Raw genomic sequence first — 21305 nt, forward strand, 5'->3', positions numbered from 1 at the left:
CCGTCGATCGGGCATGTTTCACAAAGCTGAAGAAAGAGGGATTCTCATGCGTCAGACGAAGGAGACTTCCGGCTTGGTGCTGGTGGTCGAAGACAACCGCAATATCTCCGAGATGATCGGTGAATACCTGGAAGGCCGTGGCTTCGAGGTCGACTATGCGCAGGATGGCCTGGACGGCTACCGTCTGGCTGCCGAGAACAGCTACGACGTCGTCGTGCTGGACCTGATGCTGCCGCGGCTGGATGGCATCGAAGTGTGCCGCCGGCTGCGCAACGATGCGCGCAAGTCGACCCCGGTGCTGATGCTGACCGCGCGCGACACGCTGGATGACAAGCTCACCGGGCTTGGCTTTGGTGCCGACGATTACCTGACCAAGCCGTTCGCGATCCAGGAACTGGAGGCCCGCCTGCGCGCGCTGATCCGCCGCGAACGTCGCCAGGTGGGTTCGGAAGTGCTCAAGGTCGCCGACCTGGTGCTCGATCCGGTCAGCATGCGTGCCACCCGTGCCGGCACCGAGCTGCAGCTGTCGCCGATCGGCCTGCGCCTGCTGACCATCCTGATGCGTGAATCGCCGCGTGTGGTCACCCGCCAGGAAATCGAGCGCGAGATCTGGGGCAACGGCCTGCCTGATTCGGACACGTTGCGCAGCCATCTGTACAACCTGCGCAAGATCATCGACAAGCCGTTCGATCGGCCGCTGCTGCACACCGTGCAGAGCGCGGGCTATCGCATCGCCGATATCGCCCAGCCGATGGCCTGATCGACGTCGTGCCGGTGTTGCAGCAGAACCGGCACGGCCGTGGTCGGCAGGGAAGGGGTGAACGTTCCGGATACCGGATCGTCATCGTCCATGCACGATCACGGCACAGCGCGCTGCCTATAATCGCAGCGCTCTGACCGGGACACCGCAATGCCGCACGGCCTGCCGCGCAAGATCCGTATCGCTTTCATCCTGCAAGCCGTGCTGGCCAGCCTGGGTATCCTGCTGGGTGCGTGGCTGGTTTCGCTGGTGATCAAGCACAGCCTGGTGGGCGCTGCCCTGCGCGAAGAAGCGGCGTACTACTGGACACTGCACGAGGCCTCGCCCGTGCAGCCGCCGCCCAATACCCAGAACATCCGTGGCTACCTGCTGGAACGCGGGCAGTCCAGCCTGTCACTGCCGGCCAACCTGCGCACGTTGGAACCGGGTTTCCACGAACTGCCCGACGACGATCAGCTGGTGCTGGTCGACGCCCGCGAAGAGGGGCGCCTGTACCTGGTGTTCCTGCGCTCGCGCGCGGAGATGCTGGCGTTCTGGTTCGGCATCGTGCCGGTGCTGCTGACCCTGCTGGCGGTATATGGCGCCTCCTGGATCACCTACCGTGCCTCCAAACGCCTGGTATCGCCGGTGAACTGGCTGGCGCGCCGTGTCTCGCGCTGGGACCCGGGCCATCCGGAAGCGGCCGACCTGGAGCCGAACAAGCTGCCGGCGGACATGCAGGGCGAGACCCGGCAGCTGGCGGCGGCGCTGCATTCGCTGGCCAACCGGGTCACCGCGCACGTGGCGCGCGAGCGCAACTTCACCCGTGACGCCAGCCATGAACTGCGCACGCCGCTGACCGTCATCCGCGTGGCCAGCGACATGGCGCTGGGCGATGAAAGCCTGGAGCCGCGCCTGCGCCGCAGCCTGCAGCGCATCCAGCGTGCCGGGCGGGACATGGAAGCGGTGATCGATGCCTTCCTGATCCTGGCCCGTGAGGCCGACGTCGAGCCGCAGGTGGAACTGTTCGACGTCAACGACATCGTCCGTTACGAAGTGGACAACGCCAACGAGCTGCTGGTGGGACGGCCGCTGGCGGTGCACCTGCACAGTGACGCGGCCGTGCAGCTGCACGCACCGCCGCGGGTGCTGCAGGTGGTGGTCAGCAACCTGGTGCGCAACGCCTGCAGCTACACCGATGAAGGCCGCATCGACGTGCATGTGCATAACGACCGGGTGGTGGTGAGCGATACGGGCATCGGCATGTCCGCTGACGCGCTGTCGCGTGCGTTCGAGCCGTTCTATCGTGCCGATCCCAGCCGACCGCAGGGCACCGGCCTGGGGCTGTCGATCGTGCGCCGCCTGTGTGACCGCTTCGGCTGGAAGGTCAGCCTGGCCAGCGAGCTGGGCAAGGGCACCGAGGCGACGGTGATTTTCCGGTAACGCGCAGCCGGTGGTGGCACGCGCTTGGTAGATGCCGACCTTGGTCGGCGCTTTCAGCGGGCCACGCGCGGGCGCGCGGATGCCAACCAAGGTTGGCACCTACCGGAGCAGGTGCGCTGACTCAATCGCACTTCACCTTCGGCGCCAGCGCCTTGGTCCAGATCGCATAGCCAGCCGGGGTCATGTGCAGCATGTCCTCGCGGAACAACGACGCATCGGGTTGGCCGTCGGCCCCGAGCATCGGTGTGTAGATGTCGGTGTAGCCGGTGTTGGGCAGCTTCGCCAACGCAGCCTTGATCTTCGCGTTGGCGTCGTTGATCGCCGGCAGCAGGTGCGCCCGCGATGGGCTGGGCTTGATGGAGACGTATTCCACCTTCGTCTTCGGCAGGTCGCGATGCACGCGCTGCACGAAGGCCACCACGTCATCGCGTACCTGGGTCGCGCTGCGGCCGCTGTTGAGGTCGTTGTCGCCGGCGTAGAAGAACACCTTGCACGGCGCGTACGGCACGATGGCCTGGCCGGCGTACCAGGTGCTGTCGCGTACTTCCGAACCTCCGAAGCCGCGGTTGAACACCGGTTGCCCCGGGAAATCCCTGGCCAGGCTGTCCCACATGCGGAAGGACGAACTGCCGATGAACTCGATGCCACCACGCGGCGGCGGGTTGGTCCGGTCGGCGCTGGCGAAGGCGGCGATGTCGGCCTCCCAAGCCACGTTGGAGACCTGCGCAGGGATCTGCGGCGGCGCCGGCGGGCTCAGGGCCTGGGCCAGCGGCGCGGCCAGCAGGCCGAGCAGGATCAGGCAGGTGCGGGGACGGGTCATCAGGCACTCCGGCAGGGCAGGGGGTATCCATCATAGAAGCTGGGCTGGCCCCGCGCTTGGCCGCGCTGGGCCGTTCGCGGGGTCGTTCGCAGGGCCTCGCGGCGGGGCGTGCGGGGTGCCATTGCCGCCCTTGTGGCAAAATGGGGGCTGTCTGCCTATCCCTGTGCACCCATGATTTCCTGCCGTGCGTCTGAGCGGTCGCTGCGCCGCGCCCCTGTTGCTGGATCCATCACCCGTGGCTGATCAGTTCGGCCACATGCCCCGCGGCCCGCGCCGCATCTTCCAGGCCGCCCGCTGGTCCTGGCAGGGCCTGCGTGCTGCCTGGCTGCACGAGTCCTCGTTCCGGCTGGAGGTCTACCTGCTGGTGCTGCTGACCCCGCTGGCGATCTGGCTGGGCCAGACCCCGGTGGAGCGCGCGCTGATGATCGGCTCGATGCTGCTGGTGCTGGCGATGGAGCTGGCCAATTCGGCCATCGAGGCGGTGATCGAGCGCTATGGCGCGGAAATCCACGAACTGGCCGGCCGCGCCAAGGACATGGGCTCGGCGGCGGTGTTCGTGCTGATGATGAACGTGCTGCTGTGCTGGGCCCTGGTGCTGGTGCCGCGATTGTTCCCGGCCAGCGTCGGCTGATCCTTCTTCCTCCCCCTTGATGAAGACTTCCCATGTCCCTTGAGCTTCTCGCCGATCCGAACGTCTGGCTGACCCTGTTCACCTTGAGCGCGCTGGAAATCGTGCTCGGCATCGACAACCTGGTGTTCATCTCCATCGCCGTCAGCAAGCTGCCCGAAGAGCGCCGCCCGTTCGCGCGCCGCCTCGGCATCGCCGTGGCCTGCATCACCCGTATCGGCCTGCTGGTCTCGCTGGCGTACCTGGCGCACATGCAGGCAAACCTGTTCACCGTGGCCGGCATGGGCATATCCATCCGCGACCTGGTGCTGATCGTCGGTGGCCTGTTCCTGATCATCAAGGGCTGGATGGAGATCAAGGAGATGATCACCGGTGGCGAGGACGAGGACCCGACCACCACCAAGACCTCGGCCGTGTTCGGCTACGTGATCGCGCAGATCGCGGTCATCGACATCGTGTTCTCGCTGGACTCGGTGATCACCGCCGTCGGCATCGCCGACCACGTGCCGGTGATGGTGGCGGCGATCCTGTTGTCGGTGGCGGTGATGCTGCTGGCGGCCAACCCGCTGGGCCGCTTCATCGATGCCAACCCGACCGTGAAGATGCTGGCCCTGGCCTTCATCCTGCTGATCGGCGCGGTGCTGATCCTGGACGGCCTGGACGTGCACGTGCCCAAGCCCTACATCTACGCCGCGATGGGCTTCTCGGTGCTGGTGGAGTGGCTGAACCTGCTGATGCGCCGCCGCGCACGCGAACACCACGTGCCGGGCGCCGGCGACTGGTAAGCAAGCGAGACAGAACCCCCGGCCCGGCCGGGGGTTCTGCGTTCCAGGCGCCGCTGCGCTCGCCGGGCATGGCCCGGCGCTACCCAAGCGTGGGCACGTCCCGCTAGCGCCGGACCATGCGCGGCGGGGCTTCTTCCCGCAATGCCGGCTTGCACCTTCCACTTGTGAATCCGGATCAACACTGTTTTCCCGCGTAGTGGCTTACTCCCGGCCGGCAAAGCGCGCAGGCTACGCGCTCATTTTCCACAGGGCCTGCCCCCACGCAGGCAATCCCCATGAATTCCAGAGCCGCATTGCTGGCCCTCGCCGTCGGCGCCTTCGCCATTGGCACCACCGAGTTCACGCCGATGGGCCTGCTGCCGGTCATCGCCAACGGCGTGGGGGTCAGCATCCCCACCGCCGGCATGCTGATCACCGCCTATGCGGTGGGCGTGATGCTGGGCGCTCCGGTGATGACCCTGCTGATGGGACGCTTCGGCAAGCGCACCGCGCTGATGCTGCTGATGTCGATCTTCGTGGTCGGCAACCTGCTGTCGGCGCTGGCCCCGAACTACGGCCTGCTGCTGCTGTCACGGCTGGTGACCAGCCTCAATCACGGTGCGTTCTTCGGCATCGGCGCGGTGGTCGCCGCCAGCCTGGTGCCGAAGGAGAAGCAGGCCGCGGCGGTGGCGACGATGTTCATGGGTCTGACCATCGCCAACATCGGTGGCGTGCCGCTGGCGACCTGGGTCGGCCAGCAGCTGGGCTGGCGCCTGGCCTTTGCCGGCACCGCCGTACTCGGTGTGGTTGCGATCAGCGCGTTGGCCATGGCACTGCCGCCGTCGGCCGCGGGCGCGCGCCCGGATGTCCGGCGTGAACTGAAATCGATCATGCAGCCGCAGGTACTGCTGGCGATGGCCACCACGGTGCTGGGTGCAGGTGCGATGTTCACCCTCTACACCTACGTGGCGCCGGTGCTGACCGAGTTGACCGGCGCGTCCAACGCCTTCATCGCAATGTCGCTGGCCCTGATCGGCATTGGTTTCACCTTCGGCAACGGCATTGGTGGGCGCATGGCCGACTGGTCGCTGGACGGCGCCACCCGGATCCTGCTGGCGGTACTTGCGGTACTGATGTTCGTGCTGCCGCTGGCCTTCATGAGCCACGCGACTGCGGCGCTGGGTGTACTGCTGTTCGGTGCGGCGACCTTCGCGATCGTGCCGCCTCTGCAGATCCGGGTGATGCAGGCGGCGAGCGAGGCGCCGGGACTGGCGTCGTCGATCAATGTCGGTGCATTCAACCTCGGCAATGCACTGGGCGCGGCGCTGGGTGGTGCGGTGATCAGCCTGGGGCTGGGGTACGCGGCGATTCCGGTGGCCGGTGGGCTGCTGGCAGCGTCGGCGCTGCTGCTGGCGTGGCTGGGGCGGGCACGCGCGCCGGTGGCTGAGGCCTGTTGAACGGTGTGGGGTTCCGGCAGGGCTTGCAGCCCTGCACCCGCAGAATCCAGAGCAACAGCAACAGCCTGCATTCCGTGGGTTGGCGGGGTGGGTCCGGTTGAGGGGGACGGCGTAAATACGTCCATGTAGCCTCGGTCGCGCCTTGCTCGTGTGCGCTGTCCTGCGCACACGGCAAGACCCGGGTTGGGCGTCCTGCCCAACCCGCCCGAGGCATGCCTCGGGCCCATCGCGCTCACGCCCCCTCAACCGGACCCACCCCGCCTTCGACAGTTTTCCGCGATCTGTCGGGACGGCATTCTGTGCTGCTGTTGGTAGGTCTCGACCTTGGTCGACAGATCCACGCCATGCGTGGATGGCAGGCATCAGGAATGTCTGAAGAATCGGTTTTCGCTTTTTCTTTTTCTTTTGATCTTCCCGCGGTGCGCAGGAAACCGTCCGTGGCCGGGAGGGTGGGTTGGCTGGGGGCGTGAGCCGCATGGATGCGGCGACCGAGCTTACATGGACGTACTTGCAGCGTCCCCCAGCCAACCCACCGTCCCGGCCCACCCGAGCTGGCTGGACCACACCGCGGAGGGGGCGGCGCCCGATGGCCGGCACTCTCCACACGTCCGTTAACACCGACCATGGCATGCTCGGCGCTCAGTCCACCCGGAGCCTTGGCCATGCGCCTGTTGACCCGCCTCATCCCATTGCTGCTGCTGGCCTCACTGCTGTCCGGCTGCGGCTACAACGCCATCCAGCAGAAGGACGAAGCGGTCAAGGCCAGCTGGTCCGAAGTGCTCAACCAGTACAAGCGCCGCGCCGACCTGGTGCCCAACCTGGTGCAGACCGTGAAAGGTTTCGCCAGCCAGGAAGAACGCGTGCTGACCGAAGTCACCAACGCCCGTTCGCGCGTTGGCCAGATCAACGTCAACGCCGACGATGAAGCCTCGCTCAAGCAGTTCCAGCAGGCCCAGGGCGAACTGGGCAGCGCGCTGTCGCGCCTGCTGGTGGTTACCGAGAACTACCCGGTGCTGAAGTCCGACCAGAACTTCCGCGACCTGCAGGCGCAGCTGGAAGGCACCGAGAACCGCATCACCGTCGCCCGTGGCCGCTACATCCAGCAGGTCCAGGACTACAACACCTACATCCGCTCGTTCCCGCAGCTGATCACCGCCAAGATCTTCGGGTACCTGCCCAAGCCGAACTTCACCGTGGAAAACGAAGCGCAGATCTCCAACGCGCCGGCAGTTGATTTCGGCAACGCGCCGCAGCAGCAGCCGGCCCCGGCTCCGGGCCACTGACCGATGCGCCTGGCCGCCACACTGCTGGCCCTGTTGCTGTGGCTGCCGTTGGCCGTGCAGGCGCAGACGCTGGCGCCGATTCCGGCGCTGGATTCGCCGGTGGTCGACACCACCGGCACCCTGGATGCCGCGCAGAAGCAGGCGCTGGTGCAGCAGGCGCTGGACCTGCAGCAGCGCAAGGGCAGCCAGATGCAGGTGCTGGTGGTGCCGACCACGCAGCCGGAAGACATCGCCCAGTACACCACCCGGGTGTTCGACCAGTGGCAGATCGGTCGCAAGGGCGTGGATGACGGCGTGCTGCTGGTGGTGGCCAAGGACGATCGGCGGGTGCGCATCGAACCGGGCTATGGCCTGGAAGGCGCGATTCCCGACGCGATCGCCAACCGGGTGATCCAGGAATACCTGGTGCCACGCTTCCGCGCCAATGACTATGCCGGCGGCATCACCGAGGCCACGGCGGTGCTGGTGAGGATCATCGACGGCGAAGCCCTGCCGGCGCCGGTCAGCAGCCAGCAGGGACGCGCCCCGGACGGGGGCGGTGATACCTGGATCCTGGCGTTGTTCATCGGCGTGTTCGCCGGCAGCATCCTGCGCGGCGTGTTCTCGCGGGTACCGCGTCCGCTGCGCGGCCTGCTGGGTGGCGCTGGAGCGGCGGTAGCCGCCTTCCTGTTCACTTCCACCTTGCTGGCCAGTGGCCTGGCCGGCGTGGTGGGCCTGGTGGTGGCGATGTTGTCCGGCCATCCGGGCCGCTTCGCCGGCGGTGGCGGTTGGGGCGGCGGTAGCTGGGGTGGCGGCGGCTTCGGCGGCGGGGGTGGGTTTGGCGGTGGCGGTGGCTGGGGCGGCGGTGGTGGCCGTTCCGGCGGCGGCGGCGCGTCGGGAGGCTGGTGATGATCCAACGTCTGTGCAGACATCTGTTTTCGCCATCGGTACGGCGGGCGTTCCCGCCGGCCACGCTGCAGGCGATCACCGAGGCGATCGCCGCGGGCGAGCAGCGCCATGGCGGCCAGGTGATGTTTGCCGTGGAGGCCGATCTGCCACTGCATGCGCTGTGGCACAAGGTCACCCCGCGGCAGGCGGCCGAGCATGCCTTCGCGCGCCTGCGCACCTGGGATACCGCGCACAACAACGGCGTGCTGATCTACCTGCTGCTGGCCGACCACGCCATCGAGATCGTCGCCGACCGTGGCCTGCAGGGGCGGGTCGCGCCCGAGCAGTGGCAGCGGGTCTGCACGCATCTGCGCGAAGGCCTGCGCGGCTCTCAGCCGGTGGCAGCGCTGCGCGATGCCATCGACGAGGTTTCCTCCTTGGTGGAAGGGCACTTTCCGGCCTCGGCGCGGTCCGATCAGGACGGCCTGCCGGACACGCCGCAGATCCTGGGCTGAAGCCCGGCAATCGGGCGACGGCGGCCACGACGAGGCCGCTCCCGGGCGGCGCTAGAATATCGGCATCCCTGCAAGGCGCCCTTCATGATCTATTTCCACGACATCGACCCCATCGCCCTCTCGTTGGGACCGATCAAGGTGCACTGGTACGGCATCATGTACCTGCTCGGCTTCACCGCCGCCTGGCTGCTGGGGCGCAAGCGGATCGCCGACGGGCGCCTGCCGGGCGTCGATGCCAACGGCTTCTCCGACCTGCTGTTCTACGCCATGCTCGGCGTAGTGCTGGGCGGGCGCATCGGTTACATGCTGTTCTATGCGCTGGGCGATTTCCTGCACAACCCACTGCTGCTGTTCAAGGTGTGGGATGGCGGCATGAGCTTCCACGGTGGCCTGCTCGGCGTGATCGCGGCCTGCTGGTGGTGGTCGCGCAAGCATGCGCTGCACTTCTTCGACACCATGGATTTCATGGCGCCACTGGTGCCGCTGGGCCTGGGCTTTGGCCGCATCGGCAACTTCATCGGCGCCGAGCTGTGGGGCAAGTACACCGACGGCAGCTGGGGCGTGGTGTTCCCGTCCGGCCTGCCGGCACCGTTGAACCAGCTCGACCACGCCACCCTGCAGTCGCAGTTCGCCAGCGGTGCGCTCAACCAGTTCGCGCGGCATCCGTCGCAGCTGTATGAAGCGCTGCTGGAAGGGCTGGTGATGTTCGCGGTGTTGTGGACGGTGTCGGCCAAGCCGCGCCATCGCTATCTCATCGGCGGCCTGTTCGCGCTGCTGTATGGCATCTTCCGCTTCGCCGTCGAGTTCGTGCGCATGCCCGACAACGGCGTCTACGTGGCCTTCGGCTGGCTGACCAAGGGCCAGATCCTGTGCGTGCCGCTGATCGCCTTCGGCCTGGTGCTGCTGGTGATGTCGCGCCGCGCGCCGGTGCTGCAGCCGCAGCCGCTGGTGACGGCGGAGGGCAAGGCATGAAGGCCTATCTGGACTTGCTCTCGCACGTGCTCGAACACGGCGCGGAGAAGAGCGACCGCACCGGTACCGGCACCCGCAGCGTGTTCGGCTGGCAGATGCGCTTCAACCTCAACGACGGCTTCCCGCTGGTCACCACCAAGAAGCTGCACCTGCGCTCGATCATCCACGAGCTGCTGTGGTTCCTGAAGGGCGATACCAACATCGGTTACCTCAAGGACAACCAGGTGCGCATCTGGGACGAGTGGGCCGATGAGAACGGCGACCTCGGCCCGGTGTACGGCAAGCAATGGCGCAGCTGGGCCACGGCCGACGGCGGCGAGATCGACCAGATGCAGTGGCTGGTGGACGAGATCAAGCGTAATCCGGATTCGCGGCGGCTGGTGGTCAGTGCCTGGAACGTGGGCGAGCTCTCGCAGATGGCGTTGATGCCGTGCCACAACCTGTTCCAGTTCTACGTGGTCGACGGCAAGCTCAGCTGCCAGCTGTACCAGCGCAGTGGCGACATCTTCCTCGGTGTACCGTTCAACATCGCCAGCTACGCATTGCTGACCCACATGGTGGCGCAGGCCACCGGCCTGGGCGTCGGCGATTTCGTGCACACGCTGGGCGACGCGCACCTGTATTCGAACCACTTCGAGCAGGCCCGCGAACAGCTGTCGCGAGAGCCGCGCGCGCTGCCGACGCTGTGGTTGAACCCGGAGGTGACCGATCTGTTCGGCTTCCAGTTCGATGACATCCGCATTGATGGCTACGATCCGCATCCGGCGATCAAGGCGCCGGTGGCGGTATGAGCGCGCGCCCACGCGTTGCGGCGCTGCTGGCATTGGCTTGCCTGGCGCCGCTGAGCCTGGTGCAGGCGGCGGCTGCAGACACCCTCGCATTGGCCCGGCAGGTCAACGAGCAGATCGTGCACAAGCACATGCGCGAGGAGTTGCAGAGGTTCGTCCGGACGCTCGATGGCAGCGCGCCACTGCCCAGCGACATGCCGGCCGGTTGCCAGGCACAGGTGCGCGAGGCGGTGACCGGCATGTACGCGGCGATGGCCGAACACCTGAAGGCTGGCATCGAAGAACCCGCCTATCAGCATGAGCTTGAGCAGCGCCTGGCGGTGGTCTATTCCAGCAAGGATCTGCAGGGATTCCTGGCGCGCAGCGGCAGCACCGACGTTGCCACGCTGTCCAGGGACATCCTGTCGGAACCGGGCCTGAAGGAGATCGAGGACGCGCAGATGGACAGGATCCTCGAAGGCCTGGACGAGAATTCCACGTCGAACCCGGCGCTGGCTGCGGCGCTGCGCGCGGCCAGTGCCGCCAACGAGGCCTGTACACGCCTGCAGATCGACGCCGGCTGAGGAGGCCGCACCATGAAACTTTCGATGATCGTTGCACTGGATCGCAATCGTGGCATCGGCCAGGGCAACGCCATGCCCTGGCACCTGCCGGACGACTTCAGGCACTTCAAGGCGTTGACCCTGGGCAAGCCGATCCTGATGGGGCGCAGGACCGCCGAATCGATTGGCCGCGTGCTGCCCGGCCGAACGAACCTGGTGCTGACCCGCAGCGGCCAGGTGCCGTTCGAGGGCATGCGCGCGGTGGCCTCGCTGGACGAGGCGAAAGCGGTTGCAGAGGGCGAGGGTGCCAGCGAGCTGTGCATCATTGGTGGCGGCGAGATCTTCCGCCAGCTGCTGGACCAGGCCAGTGATCTGTACCTGACCTGGGTGGATGCCGAAGTACCGGCCGATACCCATTTCCCGGAGGTGGATGAGCGCCTCTGGCAGGAGGTGGCCAGTGAGCCGCACCCGGCCGATGAGCGTCACGCCTATGCGTTCCGCTTCGTGCATTACGTCCGCCGCTGAGCGCGGCGTCCTGTAGAGCCCGGCCGTGCTCGGCTCTACAGGATCGTTTTACGGCATCCGGTAGTGGCCGATGATGGTGTGCTGGAACAGCAGGTTCTCTTCCCGCGTACCGCGCGCGATGTTGTGCAGTACCAGCGGCGTACCGTCGGCCAGGCGCCGGTCGGAAACGATGCCCACGTGCAGCAGGCCGTTGCCGTTGAGCTTCCAGGCCACGATGTCGCCGGCAGCGAAGTCGCTGGGAAGGGCACTGATCGGTTGCTGCCAGCCGTGGCGGTCGAACCAGCGCATCAGGTTGGGCACGCGCCGGTGGTCGATGTTCCGATCCGGTCGGGACAGGCCCCAGAGGGCCGGATAGACGCTGAAATCAGCGCGCATGTCTTCATTCACGCGGACCTGCAGGTCCAGCCCCTGCGTACGCAGAGCGCGGACCACCACGTCGGTGCATACGCCGCGATCAGCGGGCACGTCGCCACCGGGGTAGGCCAGTACCTGATAGGCAGGGTCGTAGCGGGTGGTGACGCCGACCTGTGCGCGTGCGGCAGCGACCAGCGGTGGCGAAGGTGCAGGCGCTGATGCAGGGGCGGCGGTAGCGTCGGCGCCGGCAGTCGCTGGCGACGATGAGGGCTGGCAGCCGCTGGCCAGGGCCAGCGTCAGCAGCAGCACCGTCCATGGTGCGCGGTTGCCGGGCGTCATGCCGAAGGAGGCGTTCCGTTGTTGTTGCCACCACCGCCACCACCACCACGGCGGCGGCGGCGGCGCGGACCACGGTTGCCCGGGGCGCCAGCCGTTGCAGCGTTGCCGTTGCCCTGGCTGTTGTCCTTGCCTGCCGTGCGCTCGTGTGCCGGTCGCGCGGGCGGCCGCGCGTTGGCGACCGGTGCCGGTACGTCGCGTCCCGGTACCTGCACCACGCGCAGCTCATCGGTGTCGAGCTGGATCGCGGTGAGCTTGCCACCCCACACGGCACCGGTGTCGATTGCGTGGATGCCCTGGGTGATGGTCAGGCCGAGCGCGGACCAGTGGCCGCAGACCACCTTCAGGTCGCGTTCGACCCGGCCCGGCACTTCGAACCAGGGATACAGCCCCTGTTCCTGGGTGCCCGGCGTGCCCTTGTCCTCGATGCCGATGCGGCCGCGCGAGGTGCAGTAGCGCATGCGCGTGAGCACGTTGATGATCGCCCGCGAGCGCTCGTAGCCGGTCAGGTTCGGCGCCCAGCTGGGCTTGTCGCCGTACATGTTGCGGAACAGCTTGCGGTAGCCGGCGCCGTGCAGCTGCACTTCCACTTCGGCCGCATGCTTCTCGGCCATCTGCGTGGTCCACTTCGGCGCCAGGCCGGCATGCACCATCATCCAGCCAAGCTCACGGTCCACGTGCACCAGCTTCTGCAGGCGCAGCCAGTCCAGCAGCACATCGCGGTCTTCGGCCTGGACGATGCGCAGCAGGTCCGGGTTGACCTTGCGCTGCTCTTCCTCGGTGCGCGCACCGACGGCCAGCAGGGAAAGGTCGTGGTTGCCGAGCACCACCACGCTGTGTTCGCGCAGCGAATGCACCAGCCGCAGGGTTTCCAGTGACTGTCCACCGCGGTTGACCAGGTCGCCGCAGAACCACAGGGTGTCCTGCGCCGGATCGAACCGGATCTTCTCCAGCAGGCGCTGGGTTACGTCATAGCAGCCTTGCAGGTCGCCGATCGCCCATACACTCATCGTTCGGCCTCCGTGTCAGTGCAGGGTGCGCGGGATGGCCAGCACGAAGGGTGCGACCGGCGCGGCGAATTCGGTGCCGTCGTCGGCCACCATGTCGTAATGGCCCTGCATCGTGCCGTGCTCGGTGCCGAGCATGACACCCGAGGTGTAATGGAAGTCTTCACCCGGACGCAGACGCGGCTGTTCGCCGATCACGCCATCGCCATCGACATGCTCGACGCGGCCATTGGCATCGGTGATGCGCCAATGGCGTGCGACCAGGCGCGCGGCAACGCGGCCCTGGTTGTGGATGCGGATCGTATAGGCGAACGCATAACGACCGTCTTCCGGCGCGGATTGGTCGTCGAGGAAGCGCGGGGCGACTTCGACGGAGATGGCATAAACGTCAGCGTCTTCCATACCGGCAGTGTAATCAGGTGGCATTGGCCAAAGCGATGAATTCAGCCACGTCCAGCTGTTCGGCGCGGGCATCGGGGCGCACGCCGGCGGCCACGAACTGCTCGGCGCTGACCACGTTGTTCAGGGCATTGCGCAGGGTCTTGCGGCGTTGGCCGAAGGCAGCCTTGACCACCTCGGCGAAGCGCTTGTGGTCCTTGATGTCGATGCTGGCCGGGTCGCGCGGTACCAGACGCACCACGGCCGAATCGACCTTCGGCGGCGGCCTGAACGCACCCGGCGGCACCACGAACAGCGAGGTCACCTCGCAGTAGGCCTGCAGCATCACGCTGAGGCGGCCGAACACCTTGCTGCCGGGACCGGCAGCCATGCGGTCGACCACTTCCTTCTGCAGCATGAAGTGCATGTCCGAGACCACCGCAGCATGTTCCAGTGCATGGAACAGGATGGGCGAGGAGATGTTGTAGGGCAGGTTGCCGACCAGGCGGATCGGCTGTCCGTCGGCCAGCTCGGTGAAATCGACCCGCAGCACGTCGCGGTTGACGATGGTCAGTTCACCCAGGGGCTCGGCGGCGGCGGTCAACGGCGCGATCAGGTCGCGGTCGAACTCGATCACCGTCATCTTCGGGTGCACGCGCAGCAGCGGCAGGGTGATCGCACCCTGGCCCGGGCCGATCTCGACCAGGCGGTCGCCGTCCTTGGGATTGACCGCCATCACGATCTTGTCGATGTAGTAGCGGTCGGCAAGGAAGTGCTGGCCGAGCTGCTTCTTGGCCGGGGCGGAAAACACCGGGCCGGAGGGGGAATGCGGGGAAGTCATGTGCTCAGTGTACGTTGCCGCGCCAGCCGCGCACACAGCGTTGTGGCGGCCTGCAGGCTGGAAGGATCGGCAATGCCGCGGCCGGCAAGATCCAGCGCGGTGCCGTGGTCCACCGCCACGCGCGGATAGGGCAGGCCCAGGGTCAGGTTCACCGCCTGCTCGAAGCCGGAGTACTTCAGCACCGGCAGGCCCTGGTCGTGGTACATGGCCAGCACGGTGTCGAAGCCGGCCAGCTTGGCCGGCAGGAACGCGGTATCGGCCGGCAGCGGACCGATCAGGTCCATGCCCTCGCTGCGCAGGCGCTGCAGCAGCGGGATGACCAGATCCAGTTCCTCGCGACCGAGGTGACCGTCTTCGCCGGCATGCGGGTTCAGGCCAAGCACGGCGATGCGCGGTGCGGCCAGGCCGAACTCGCGGCGCAGCGCGGCATGCACGGTGCGCAGGGTGTGTTCCAGGCCGGGCGCGGTGATCGCATCGGCAACCTCACGCAGCGGCAGGTGGGTCGTAGCCAGGGCAACGCGGACGATGTCGTTGGCCAGCATCATCACCACTTTCACCCCGGCCTGGTCGGCCAGCAGTTCGGTGGTGCCGCTGTAGGCGATGCCGCCCTGGTTGATCACCGCCTTGTGCACCGGGCCGGTCACTACGCCGTGCAGTTCACCGGACAGGCAGGCCTGGCCCGCACCGAGCAGGGCACCGATCACCGCACCTGCGTTGGCAGGGTCGGTATGGCCGAAACGGCTGGGGGCGCTGTTGGCGACGGCGCGCAGGCGCAGATCGCCGGGGACGCGTGCGTGTGCGTCCTCGGGCAGCAGTTGCAGGGGCAGACCCAGCGCGGCTGCGGCCGCGCGCAGGGTGTCCGGATCGGCGAATGCCAGCAGCCGGCAATCATCGCGCGGCTGCTGGACCAGTCGGACACACAGTTCCGGGCCGATCCCGGCGGGCTCGCCCGGTACCAGAGCGAGCTCGGGGAGCATGGCTCAGGACTGCGGAGGCGTGGCGGTATTTTCCGCCCGGTCACCGCTGCGGAAGCTGACGTAGGCTTCGCCACGCAGCTCCTGCAGGAAGCGGTTGTACTCGTCTTCCAGCTTGCGGCGACCGATGGTCTCGCGGACCTGGGCGCGCTGGTTGTCACTGCCGACGTCGGTCTGGCGGGTGCCCACGCGCTGCACGATGTGCCAGCCCGCATCGGTGCGGAACGGCTGGCTTACGCCGCCGTCCTGGATGCCTGCCACCTGCTGGCCGAAGGCCGGGCCGAACGCGTCGGCCGGGAACCAGCCCAGATCGCCGCCCTGGCCCTTGCTGTTGGTGTCCTCGGACGATTCCTTGGCCACCTGCTGGAAGTCGGCACCGCCGGCAATACGCGCACGCAGGGTATCGATCTTGGCCTTGGCGGCCGCGTCGGACTGGGCATCGTCCACGCGCACCAGGATATGGCGGCCGTGGTACTCGGTGACCGTGTGGGTGCCTGCCGCCGCGCTGGCGTCACGCACTTCCACAAGCTTCAGCAGCTGGAAGCCGCTCGGGCCACGGATCGGGCCGACCACTTCGCCGGGCTTCATCTGCTGCATCGTCTGTGCGAACGCGGCCGGGATTTCATCCAGGGTGCGCCAGCCGAGGTCGCCGCCTTCCAGCGCATTGGGGCTGTCGGAATAGCGCACGGCCGCCGCATTGAAGTCCAGTTCGCCCTTGTCCAGCAGGGCCTTCACGCCGTCAGCCTTCTTCTGGCCGGTGGCGATCTGCTCGGCGCTGGCACCGTCGGGCAGGGCGACCAGGATGTGTGCGAGGTGGAACTGGTTGCCGGCATCGGCCTGCTGCTTCAGGGCAGCATCGACCTCGCCTTCGCTGACGCTGATGCGGCTCTGCGCGAAGCTCTGGCGCAGGCGCTGCACGGTGATCTCGTCACGCACCGAGGCGCGGAAATCGTTGAAATCGATACCGTCACTGGCCAGGCGCTGGCGCAGGGCATCCAGGGTCGAGCCGTTCTGCTGGGCGATGGCATTCATCGCCTGGGTCAGTTCCTGGTCGCTGACACGGATGCCGCTGCCCTGGGCACGGGCCACCTGCAGCTTGACCAGCACCAGGCGCTCGAGCACCTGGCGGCTGAGCACGTCATCGGGCGGCAGCTGGGCCTCGCGGCCGGCGTACTGCGCCTTGATGTTGGCGATCGCACGCTGGAGCTCGCTCTGCAGGATCACGTCCTCATCGACGACAGCAGCGATGCGATCCAACGGCTGGGCCTCCTGCGCAAGAACCTGCAGGGGGGCGGACACGCTGGACACCGCCAGAAGCGATGCGAGGAGAACGGGGAAGCTCTTGGTCATGGGATCTGATTCGGATCGTAGTCATCGCGGGTCGCTCCGGTGTTGCTGGGCGGCACGAGATAGAGGTCGTCGCGGTTGTAGCCGAGGATAGCACGGCGCAAAGTGCGGTCCGTGTCCTGGCCGAGGGAGCTCAAGCCCTTGAGCACGAACTCGAGCTGGATGGAGTTGTTCATTTCGCCTTCGCGGTTGCGCACGTAGCGGCGGGCCACGGCGCGCACGGCCAGGCAGCAGCTGTCCCACTGTACGCCACCGATGATCTCCAGCGGTTCCTTGTCCTGGATCGAGTAGTAGTAGCGGCCGACCAGGCTCCAGCGCTCGTTCAGCGGGTACAGGAACGACAGGTCGGCCTGTTCCAGCAGGGTGCGGTCATGCTTGTTGGCGGTGGCCGGGGCGCCGGAATTGATGCGGTAACGGTAGGTCAGGTTGACCACGCCGTCGTTGGACATCAGGTAGCGGGCACGCACGCTGGCCAAGTCCTCGCGCTTGTACTTGGGATCCCACTGGTAGGTGGCGCCCAGCGTCCAGCGGTCGTTGATCATGTAGTTGCCGTCGGCGATCCAGGCCGACTTGCCCTTTTCAACCGGCGCGCCACCGGGGACCACGCTCACCCGTGACTCGTCGAAGTACTGGATCTGGCCGATGGAGGCCGAGAAACGCTCCTTGCCGGTGGTCTGGTCGATGAAGCGGGTACCCAGCGCCAGAGTCAGCTGGTTGGCGTCGTTCTGGCGATCGGCGCCGGTATAGCGCGAATCGCGGAACAGCTGGCCCCAGCTGAAGGTGAAGTCGCGGGTATCGAAGATCGGCAGCTCGTCCTGGTTGCGGTAGGGCGTGCGCAGGTAGAACAGGCGCGGTTCCAGGGTCTGCAGGAACGACTTGCCACCGATCTTCGTCTCACGGTCGAAGAACAGGCCGGCATCGAGGCTGGCGATCGGCAGGCTGCGGCTGGGCGAGGTATTTCCGCGCAGCTGTTCCGGAGTGGCCGTGTTCGGGTCGATGCCCTGCGAGACCAGGATGCTCCTGCGGGTGGCATCGGCCAGCCCGCGGTCCAGCTCGTAACCGGTGTAGCGGTAGGCCAGGGTCGGGGTGATGTACCAGGCCGCGCCGCTGATCGGGAACGACACATAGGGCTTCACATCCAGGCGCGAGCCACCATACATGCGCTGGGTCTGGCCGTTGCGCGTGTACTGCAGGTCGGGACCGGCCTCGGCGCCGTACTTGAAGTTGATGTCGTCGTGGGTGAAGCGCACGGCCTCGGCGTAGACGCCGGTCTCCAGCCACGGCAGCAGCGGCTTGTCCCAGTTGAGGAACAGGCGTGGCTGGCGGTTGTACGGCAGCGCGCTCTCGTTGAGGGTGTAGTCGGTCAGCTGCCAGCGGTCGGCCATGATGCCGGCCGTCCAGTTCTTGCCGGTGCCGTACAGGCCCACCGTGCTCTGCAGGTTCGACGCGGTGACGCCCACCAGGCGATTGGCGAAGTCTTCCACGTAGCGCTCGTCGCTGACCCAGGCCAGGTTGGCGCGGGCCTGCCAGTGGCTGTCCACGTTGTGGTAGCCACCGAATATCACCTGGCCGCGATCGCGGTCGCGCAGCTTGTCGTTGGGCATGAACGCGGTGATCAGTTCACCGCGGCCGCCGTTGTAGAGGTAGCGGAATTCGTTGTCGAGCATCAGGCCGCGCCGGCTCATGTAGCGCGGGGTCAACGTGTCGTCGTAGTTCGGCGCCAGGTTGAAGTAGATCGGCTGTGCGTAGTCGAAACCGTTGCGGCCGGACATGCCCAGCTGCGGGAACAGCAGGCCGGTCTTGCGCCGGTCATCGATCGGGAACTTGAAGTAGGGCGCCCACAGCACCGGCACCTTGCCGATCCGCAGCACCGCGTTGCGGGCGGTACCGAAGCCTTCGTCGTTGTCGACTTCGATCTCCGGGGCGGTCAGCTTCCACACCGGCTGCGACGGGTCGCAGGTGGTGTAGGTGGAGCGGTGCATCTGCCCGACCGCGCCCTGCAGGTCGACCGATTCGGCTTCACCGTTGCCGCGGCGGGACACCAGCTGGTACTGGATGTCGGTGATCTTGTGGGTGTCGCTTTCCTGGTTGCCCTCGGCGCGCTTGGCGACCATCCGGATCGAGGCATCCTGGTAGCGGACGTTGCCGTCGGCGACATAGTTGCCGCTTTCGGTATCGAAGCTGAGCTTGTCGGTGCCCACGAACTGGTCGCCCCGGCGCAGCGCCACGTTGCCCTGGTACTGCGGCACGGTGGTGGTGCCCAGCAGCTGGTCGCCCTCGATGTCGGTGGGCTGCTGTTCGCGCGCAGCGCTGGCGGCAGCCTTGTCCTGGCCGGGCACCGGGGTCGGTGCGTCGGTGAACGCAGGGATCACGTCGGTGGCCGGGCAAAGGCCCCAGTTGAGCGGCTTGTCATCAGCCCATGCCGGAAGGCAGACGGCGATGCTCAGGGGCAGGGGAAGCAGGCGGAGGGCTCGGCGCACGCGGTTCGGATTCGGGCGAAAACGGACGGTAGCTTGCCCCATCCCTTGCATAGGGGCAATGAAGGCCTCCCCGGATTGCCGGTTCGGGTTCATCCAGGCCCGTTGCCGGAGGGCGTGTCGATCAGTGCCTGCAGGTGGGCCACGCTGCACTCGGCCAAGGCCTGCAGGTCGTATCCTCCCTCCAGCATCGACACCACCCGGCCGGCGGCATGGCGGCGTGCCAGCGCGTGCAGTTCGCGGGTGATCCAGGCGAAATCGTCGGTCTCCAGCATCAGGTCGGCCTGCGGGTCGCGCAGGTGGGCGTCGAAGCCTGCCGAGATCAGCAGCAGCTGGGGGCGGAAGTCGTCGATCGCCGGCAGCATCTCGTCGGCCCAGACGTTGCGGAAGCGGAAGCCACCACTACCGGGCGGCAGCAGGATGTTCATCAGGTTGCCGGCGCCGCGGTCACGGCGCAGGCCGGACTCGGGGAACAGCCCGGCCTGGTGGGTGCTGTAGTAGGACACCCGTGCGTCGTGCTGGAAGATGTCCTGGGTGCCGTTGCCGTGGTGGACGTCGAAGTCGACCACTGCGATCCGCTCCAGACCGTGGCGGTCGCGGGCGTAGGCGGCGGCGATGGCGATGTTGTTGAGCAGGCAGAAGCCCATCGCGGTGCTGCTGGTGGCATGGTGGCCGGGCGGGCGCACCGCGCAGAAGGCCAGCGGATCCTCGCCCAGCATCACCGCATCGACGGCCGCGACACCTGCGCCGGCGGCGTGCACCGCGGCGCTGGCCGAGCCCGGTGAGGTCCAGGTGTCCATGTCCAGCTGGCGCAGCGGTGCGCTTTGCGGTTGCAGTACCAGATCCAGCAGCGCGCTGTCGTGGACCCGGGTCAGTTCACCGAACTTGGCCGGCGGCGCTTCGCGCCAATCCAGTTGGCCGGGGAAGGCCTCGTGCAGCGCGTCGAGCACCACCTGCAGGCGTTGCGGGCATTCAGGATGGCCAGGGCCCGGGTCGTGCAGCAGGCAGGCGGGATGGGTGAAGACCAGCACGGCGGCTCAGCGCTGGCGATGCTGTGGTTGCCACAGCGCTTCGCCGTGGCCATCGGCCCGTGCCAGCACCCGGGCCAGCACGAACAGCAGGTCTGACAGCCGGTTGAGGTACTGCAGCGCCTCGCTGCGTACCGGTTCCACGCGGGCCAGGGCGACCGTGTCGCGCTCGGCGCGGCGGACCACGGTGCGCGCCAGGTGACAGCGCGCGGCGGCCTCGCCACCGGCCGGCAGGATGAACTCCTTCAGCATCGGCAGGTCGGCGTTGTAGTGGTCCAGCTGCTGTTCCAGCGCCGACACATCAGCGGCGTGGATCGCCGCATGGCCGGGAATGCACAGTTCGGCGCCCAGATCGAACAGCTGGTGCTGCAGGTGCACCACCAGTGCGCGGACGTCCTCCGGCAGCGGCACGGCCAACAACAGGCCGAGCGTGGCGTTGGCTTCATCGACGGTGCCGTAGGACGCAACACGCAGGTCATCCTTGCCGACCCGGCTGCCGTCACCCAGGCCGGTGCTGCCGTCGTCGCCGGTGCGGGTGTAGATGCGCGAGAGGCGATGACCCATGGCGTGGCTCAGTGGTGGATGTCGCGGCGGGCCTGCAGGAGCTTGAGCACCTGCTCCACGGCCAGCTGCAGTGCGGCGGCCAGGGCCACGTAGATCGCGGTGGTGCGCAGGTAAGGGCCGAACCACTGGGCGTAGTTCTGTGCCCATCCGGCCACGGTCGGCTCCGCCACGTTCTGGCTGGTCCAGTAGAAACCGCCCTGCGCCAGCAGATGGCACAGCGCCACCGACGCCACCAGCAGCAAGGCACCCTTGCCCAGCACCGACCACTGCGCGCTGCGGTAGTTGCGGCCCAGCAACATGCCGCCGGCCCACATCGCGAAGTAGGCCGGCAACAGCAGCCAGTAGCCCGGCGATACGCAGTAGTGCTGCCAGAAGTCGAGGCCGCTGCTGCGGATCACGATCCAGTCGACCAGCACCGCGAACACCATCAGCAGCGGGAACGCCCAGCGGGTCCAGCGGGCGAGATAGAAGCCGCCGATGAAGAACACCGCCCAGGAGGCGTCCGGGATTGCCGCGAAGTGATTGACGCGGGTCGCAGCCAGCAACAGCACGAGCACTGACAGGACGAAGGCGCGGGGGGCGGAGTCGGACATGGCGGTGGGCCGGAGCGGATTCAGGTTTCATTCTAGCCCGGCGCGGCGCTTGGCGCAGGCGGG

Annotated in this window: 23 protein-coding genes; 12 read left to right on the forward strand and 11 right to left on the reverse strand. The window is 67.3% G+C overall.

The window, feature by feature from the left end:
- Positions 1–46 precede the first annotated feature (46 nt).
- Together CR918_RS01750 and CR918_RS01755 are read left to right on the forward strand one after the other, a co-directional pair.
- The gene (locus tag CR918_RS01750) at positions 47–760 is read left to right on the forward strand and encodes a response regulator transcription factor (RefSeq protein WP_002811889.1); all 714 of its coding nucleotides are present in this window, start codon (positions 47–49) and stop codon (positions 758–760) included.
- A gap of 150 nt (positions 761–910) precedes the next feature.
- A complete protein-coding gene (locus tag CR918_RS01755; protein ID WP_032974932.1) occupies positions 911–2182 on the forward strand; it encodes a sensor histidine kinase in 1272 nt (423 codons plus the stop codon).
- 121 nt (positions 2183–2303) lie between these two features.
- Here CR918_RS01755 and CR918_RS01760 read toward each other — a convergent pair whose 3' ends face one another.
- Positions 2304–3002, reverse strand: coding sequence for an SGNH/GDSL hydrolase family protein (locus tag CR918_RS01760; RefSeq protein WP_099841930.1), 699 nt, complete (start codon positions 3000–3002; stop codon positions 2304–2306).
- A 235-nt stretch (positions 3003–3237) separates the two neighbouring features.
- On the opposite strand from CR918_RS01760, the gene CR918_RS01765 reads away from it, so the two are divergent.
- The 10 genes from CR918_RS01765 (at position 3238) to CR918_RS01810 (ending at position 11343) form a co-directional block, all read left to right on the forward strand.
- Positions 3238–3633 (forward strand): diacylglycerol kinase, encoded by a 396-nt coding sequence (locus tag CR918_RS01765; RefSeq protein ID WP_025877898.1) that lies wholly within the window; start codon positions 3238–3240, stop codon positions 3631–3633.
- Between the two features lie 32 nt (positions 3634–3665).
- A complete protein-coding gene (locus CR918_RS01770) occupies positions 3666–4415 on the forward strand; it encodes a TerC family protein (protein WP_025877899.1) in 750 nt (249 codons plus the stop codon).
- Positions 4416–4690: 275 nt separating this feature from the next.
- Positions 4691–5851: an MFS transporter gene (locus tag CR918_RS01775; protein ID WP_099841931.1), complete on the forward strand. Its 1161-nt coding sequence runs from the start codon at positions 4691–4693 to the stop codon at positions 5849–5851.
- Positions 5852–6513: 662 nt separating this feature from the next.
- Positions 6514–7134 (forward strand): LemA family protein, encoded by a 621-nt coding sequence (locus CR918_RS01780; protein ID WP_099841932.1) that lies wholly within the window; start codon positions 6514–6516, stop codon positions 7132–7134.
- A gap of 3 nt (positions 7135–7137) precedes the next feature.
- On the forward strand, positions 7138–8022 hold the full coding sequence (locus tag CR918_RS01785) for a TPM domain-containing protein (protein WP_099841933.1): 885 nt from the start codon (positions 7138–7140) through the stop codon (positions 8020–8022).
- Positions 8022–8516 carry a TPM domain-containing protein gene (locus tag CR918_RS01790; RefSeq protein WP_025877906.1) on the forward strand — a complete coding sequence of 165 codons (495 nt, stop codon included), beginning with the start codon at positions 8022–8024 and terminating at the stop codon, positions 8514–8516. Before CR918_RS01785 ends, CR918_RS01790 begins: the two co-directional genes overlap by 1 nt.
- An 84-nt stretch (positions 8517–8600) precedes the next feature.
- Positions 8601–9488 (forward strand): prolipoprotein diacylglyceryl transferase, encoded by an 888-nt coding sequence (gene lgt / locus CR918_RS01795; RefSeq protein ID WP_088101117.1) that lies wholly within the window; start codon positions 8601–8603, stop codon positions 9486–9488.
- On the forward strand, positions 9485–10279 hold the full coding sequence (locus CR918_RS01800; protein ID WP_032974938.1) for a thymidylate synthase: 795 nt from the start codon (positions 9485–9487) through the stop codon (positions 10277–10279). The genes lgt and CR918_RS01800 overlap by 4 nt, the downstream gene beginning before the upstream one ends.
- Complete coding sequence (locus tag CR918_RS01805) at positions 10276–10839, forward strand: hypothetical protein (RefSeq protein ID WP_099841934.1); 564 nt, start codon at positions 10276–10278, stop codon at positions 10837–10839. Before CR918_RS01800 ends, CR918_RS01805 begins: the two co-directional genes overlap by 4 nt.
- Before the next feature lie 12 nt (positions 10840–10851).
- Positions 10852–11343: a dihydrofolate reductase gene (locus CR918_RS01810; RefSeq protein ID WP_099841935.1), complete on the forward strand. Its 492-nt coding sequence runs from the start codon at positions 10852–10854 to the stop codon at positions 11341–11343.
- A gap of 48 nt (positions 11344–11391) precedes the next feature.
- Here CR918_RS01810 and CR918_RS01815 read toward each other — a convergent pair whose 3' ends face one another.
- The 10 genes from CR918_RS01815 to CR918_RS01860 form a co-directional block, all read right to left on the reverse strand.
- On the reverse strand, positions 11392–12036 hold the full coding sequence (locus CR918_RS01815; RefSeq protein WP_099841936.1) for a DUF1287 domain-containing protein: 645 nt from the start codon (positions 12034–12036) through the stop codon (positions 11392–11394).
- A complete protein-coding gene (locus CR918_RS01820; protein ID WP_033830390.1) occupies positions 12033–13043 on the reverse strand; it encodes a symmetrical bis(5'-nucleosyl)-tetraphosphatase in 1011 nt (336 codons plus the stop codon). The genes CR918_RS01815 and CR918_RS01820 overlap by 4 nt, the downstream gene beginning before the upstream one ends.
- 15 nt (positions 13044–13058) lie before the next feature.
- Entirely contained in the window at positions 13059–13442 is a 384-nt protein-coding gene (gene apaG / locus CR918_RS01825) for a Co2+/Mg2+ efflux protein ApaG (protein WP_025877914.1), read from the reverse strand.
- 13 nt (positions 13443–13455) lie between these two features.
- Positions 13456–14259: a 16S rRNA (adenine(1518)-N(6)/adenine(1519)-N(6))-dimethyltransferase RsmA gene (gene rsmA, locus CR918_RS01830; protein ID WP_025877916.1), complete on the reverse strand. Its 804-nt coding sequence runs from the start codon at positions 14257–14259 to the stop codon at positions 13456–13458.
- Positions 14256–15236, reverse strand: a complete 981-nt coding sequence (gene pdxA, locus CR918_RS01835; RefSeq protein WP_099841937.1) for a 4-hydroxythreonine-4-phosphate dehydrogenase PdxA — start codon at positions 15234–15236, stop codon at positions 14256–14258. The genes rsmA and pdxA overlap by 4 nt, the downstream gene beginning before the upstream one ends.
- Positions 15237–15239: 3 nt before the next feature.
- Positions 15240–16583 carry a peptidylprolyl isomerase gene (locus CR918_RS01840; protein ID WP_032974943.1) on the reverse strand — a complete coding sequence of 448 codons (1344 nt, stop codon included), beginning with the start codon at positions 16581–16583 and terminating at the stop codon, positions 15240–15242.
- A complete protein-coding gene (gene lptD, locus CR918_RS01845) occupies positions 16580–19060 on the reverse strand; it encodes an LPS-assembly protein LptD (protein WP_165780387.1) in 2481 nt (826 codons plus the stop codon). The genes CR918_RS01840 and lptD overlap by 4 nt, the downstream gene beginning before the upstream one ends.
- 89 nt (positions 19061–19149) lie before the next feature.
- Positions 19150–20088 carry a histone deacetylase family protein gene (locus CR918_RS01850; RefSeq protein ID WP_025877923.1) on the reverse strand — a complete coding sequence of 313 codons (939 nt, stop codon included), beginning with the start codon at positions 20086–20088 and terminating at the stop codon, positions 19150–19152.
- Positions 20089–20094: 6 nt separating this feature from the next.
- Complete coding sequence (locus CR918_RS01855; protein WP_025877925.1) at positions 20095–20649, reverse strand: cob(I)yrinic acid a,c-diamide adenosyltransferase; 555 nt, start codon at positions 20647–20649, stop codon at positions 20095–20097.
- Between the two features lie 8 nt (positions 20650–20657).
- Positions 20658–21242, reverse strand: coding sequence for a hypothetical protein (locus CR918_RS01860; protein ID WP_025877927.1), 585 nt, complete (start codon positions 21240–21242; stop codon positions 20658–20660).
- Positions 21243–21305: the final 63 nt, after the last annotated feature.

This window comes from Stenotrophomonas indicatrix (genome assembly GCF_002750975.1).
GTDB classification, from domain to species: Bacteria; Pseudomonadota; Gammaproteobacteria; order Xanthomonadales; family Xanthomonadaceae; genus Stenotrophomonas; species Stenotrophomonas indicatrix.

What these genes read in the sequence shown, in the direction of transcription:
- CR918_RS01810 (WP_099841935.1), top strand. Translation starts at nt 10,852, where the DNA reads ATGAAACTTTCGATGATCGTTGCACTGGATCGCAATCGTGGCATCGGC.
- CR918_RS01780 (WP_099841932.1), top strand. Translation starts at nt 6,514, where the DNA reads ATGCGCCTGTTGACCCGCCTCATCCCATTGCTGCTGCTGGCCTCACTG.
- CR918_RS01770 (WP_025877899.1), top strand. Translation starts at nt 3,666, where the DNA reads ATGTCCCTTGAGCTTCTCGCCGATCCGAACGTCTGGCTGACCCTGTTC.
- apaG (WP_025877914.1), bottom strand. Translation starts at nt 13,442, where the DNA reads ATGGAAGACGCTGACGTTTATGCCATCTCCGTCGAAGTCGCCCCGCGC.
- CR918_RS01775 (WP_099841931.1), top strand. Translation starts at nt 4,691, where the DNA reads ATGAATTCCAGAGCCGCATTGCTGGCCCTCGCCGTCGGCGCCTTCGCC.
- lgt (WP_088101117.1), top strand. Translation starts at nt 8,601, where the DNA reads ATGATCTATTTCCACGACATCGACCCCATCGCCCTCTCGTTGGGACCG.
- CR918_RS01790 (WP_025877906.1), top strand. Translation starts at nt 8,022, where the DNA reads ATGATCCAACGTCTGTGCAGACATCTGTTTTCGCCATCGGTACGGCGG.
- pdxA (WP_099841937.1), bottom strand. Translation starts at nt 15,236, where the DNA reads ATGCTCCCCGAGCTCGCTCTGGTACCGGGCGAGCCCGCCGGGATCGGC.
- CR918_RS01755 (WP_032974932.1), top strand. Translation starts at nt 911, where the DNA reads ATGCCGCACGGCCTGCCGCGCAAGATCCGTATCGCTTTCATCCTGCAA.
- CR918_RS01760 (WP_099841930.1), bottom strand. Translation starts at nt 3,002, where the DNA reads ATGACCCGTCCCCGCACCTGCCTGATCCTGCTCGGCCTGCTGGCCGCG.
- CR918_RS01800 (WP_032974938.1), top strand. Translation starts at nt 9,485, where the DNA reads ATGAAGGCCTATCTGGACTTGCTCTCGCACGTGCTCGAACACGGCGCG.
- rsmA (WP_025877916.1), bottom strand. Translation starts at nt 14,259, where the DNA reads ATGACTTCCCCGCATTCCCCCTCCGGCCCGGTGTTTTCCGCCCCGGCC.
- CR918_RS01785 (WP_099841933.1), top strand. Translation starts at nt 7,138, where the DNA reads ATGCGCCTGGCCGCCACACTGCTGGCCCTGTTGCTGTGGCTGCCGTTG.
- CR918_RS01820 (WP_033830390.1), bottom strand. Translation starts at nt 13,043, where the DNA reads ATGAGTGTATGGGCGATCGGCGACCTGCAAGGCTGCTATGACGTAACC.
- CR918_RS01855 (WP_025877925.1), bottom strand. Translation starts at nt 20,649, where the DNA reads ATGGGTCATCGCCTCTCGCGCATCTACACCCGCACCGGCGACGACGGC.
- CR918_RS01815 (WP_099841936.1), bottom strand. Translation starts at nt 12,036, where the DNA reads ATGACGCCCGGCAACCGCGCACCATGGACGGTGCTGCTGCTGACGCTG.
- CR918_RS01750 (WP_002811889.1), top strand. Translation starts at nt 47, where the DNA reads ATGCGTCAGACGAAGGAGACTTCCGGCTTGGTGCTGGTGGTCGAAGAC.
- CR918_RS01840 (WP_032974943.1), bottom strand. Translation starts at nt 16,583, where the DNA reads ATGACCAAGAGCTTCCCCGTTCTCCTCGCATCGCTTCTGGCGGTGTCC.
- CR918_RS01860 (WP_025877927.1), bottom strand. Translation starts at nt 21,242, where the DNA reads ATGTCCGACTCCGCCCCCCGCGCCTTCGTCCTGTCAGTGCTCGTGCTG.
- CR918_RS01805 (WP_099841934.1), top strand. Translation starts at nt 10,276, where the DNA reads ATGAGCGCGCGCCCACGCGTTGCGGCGCTGCTGGCATTGGCTTGCCTG.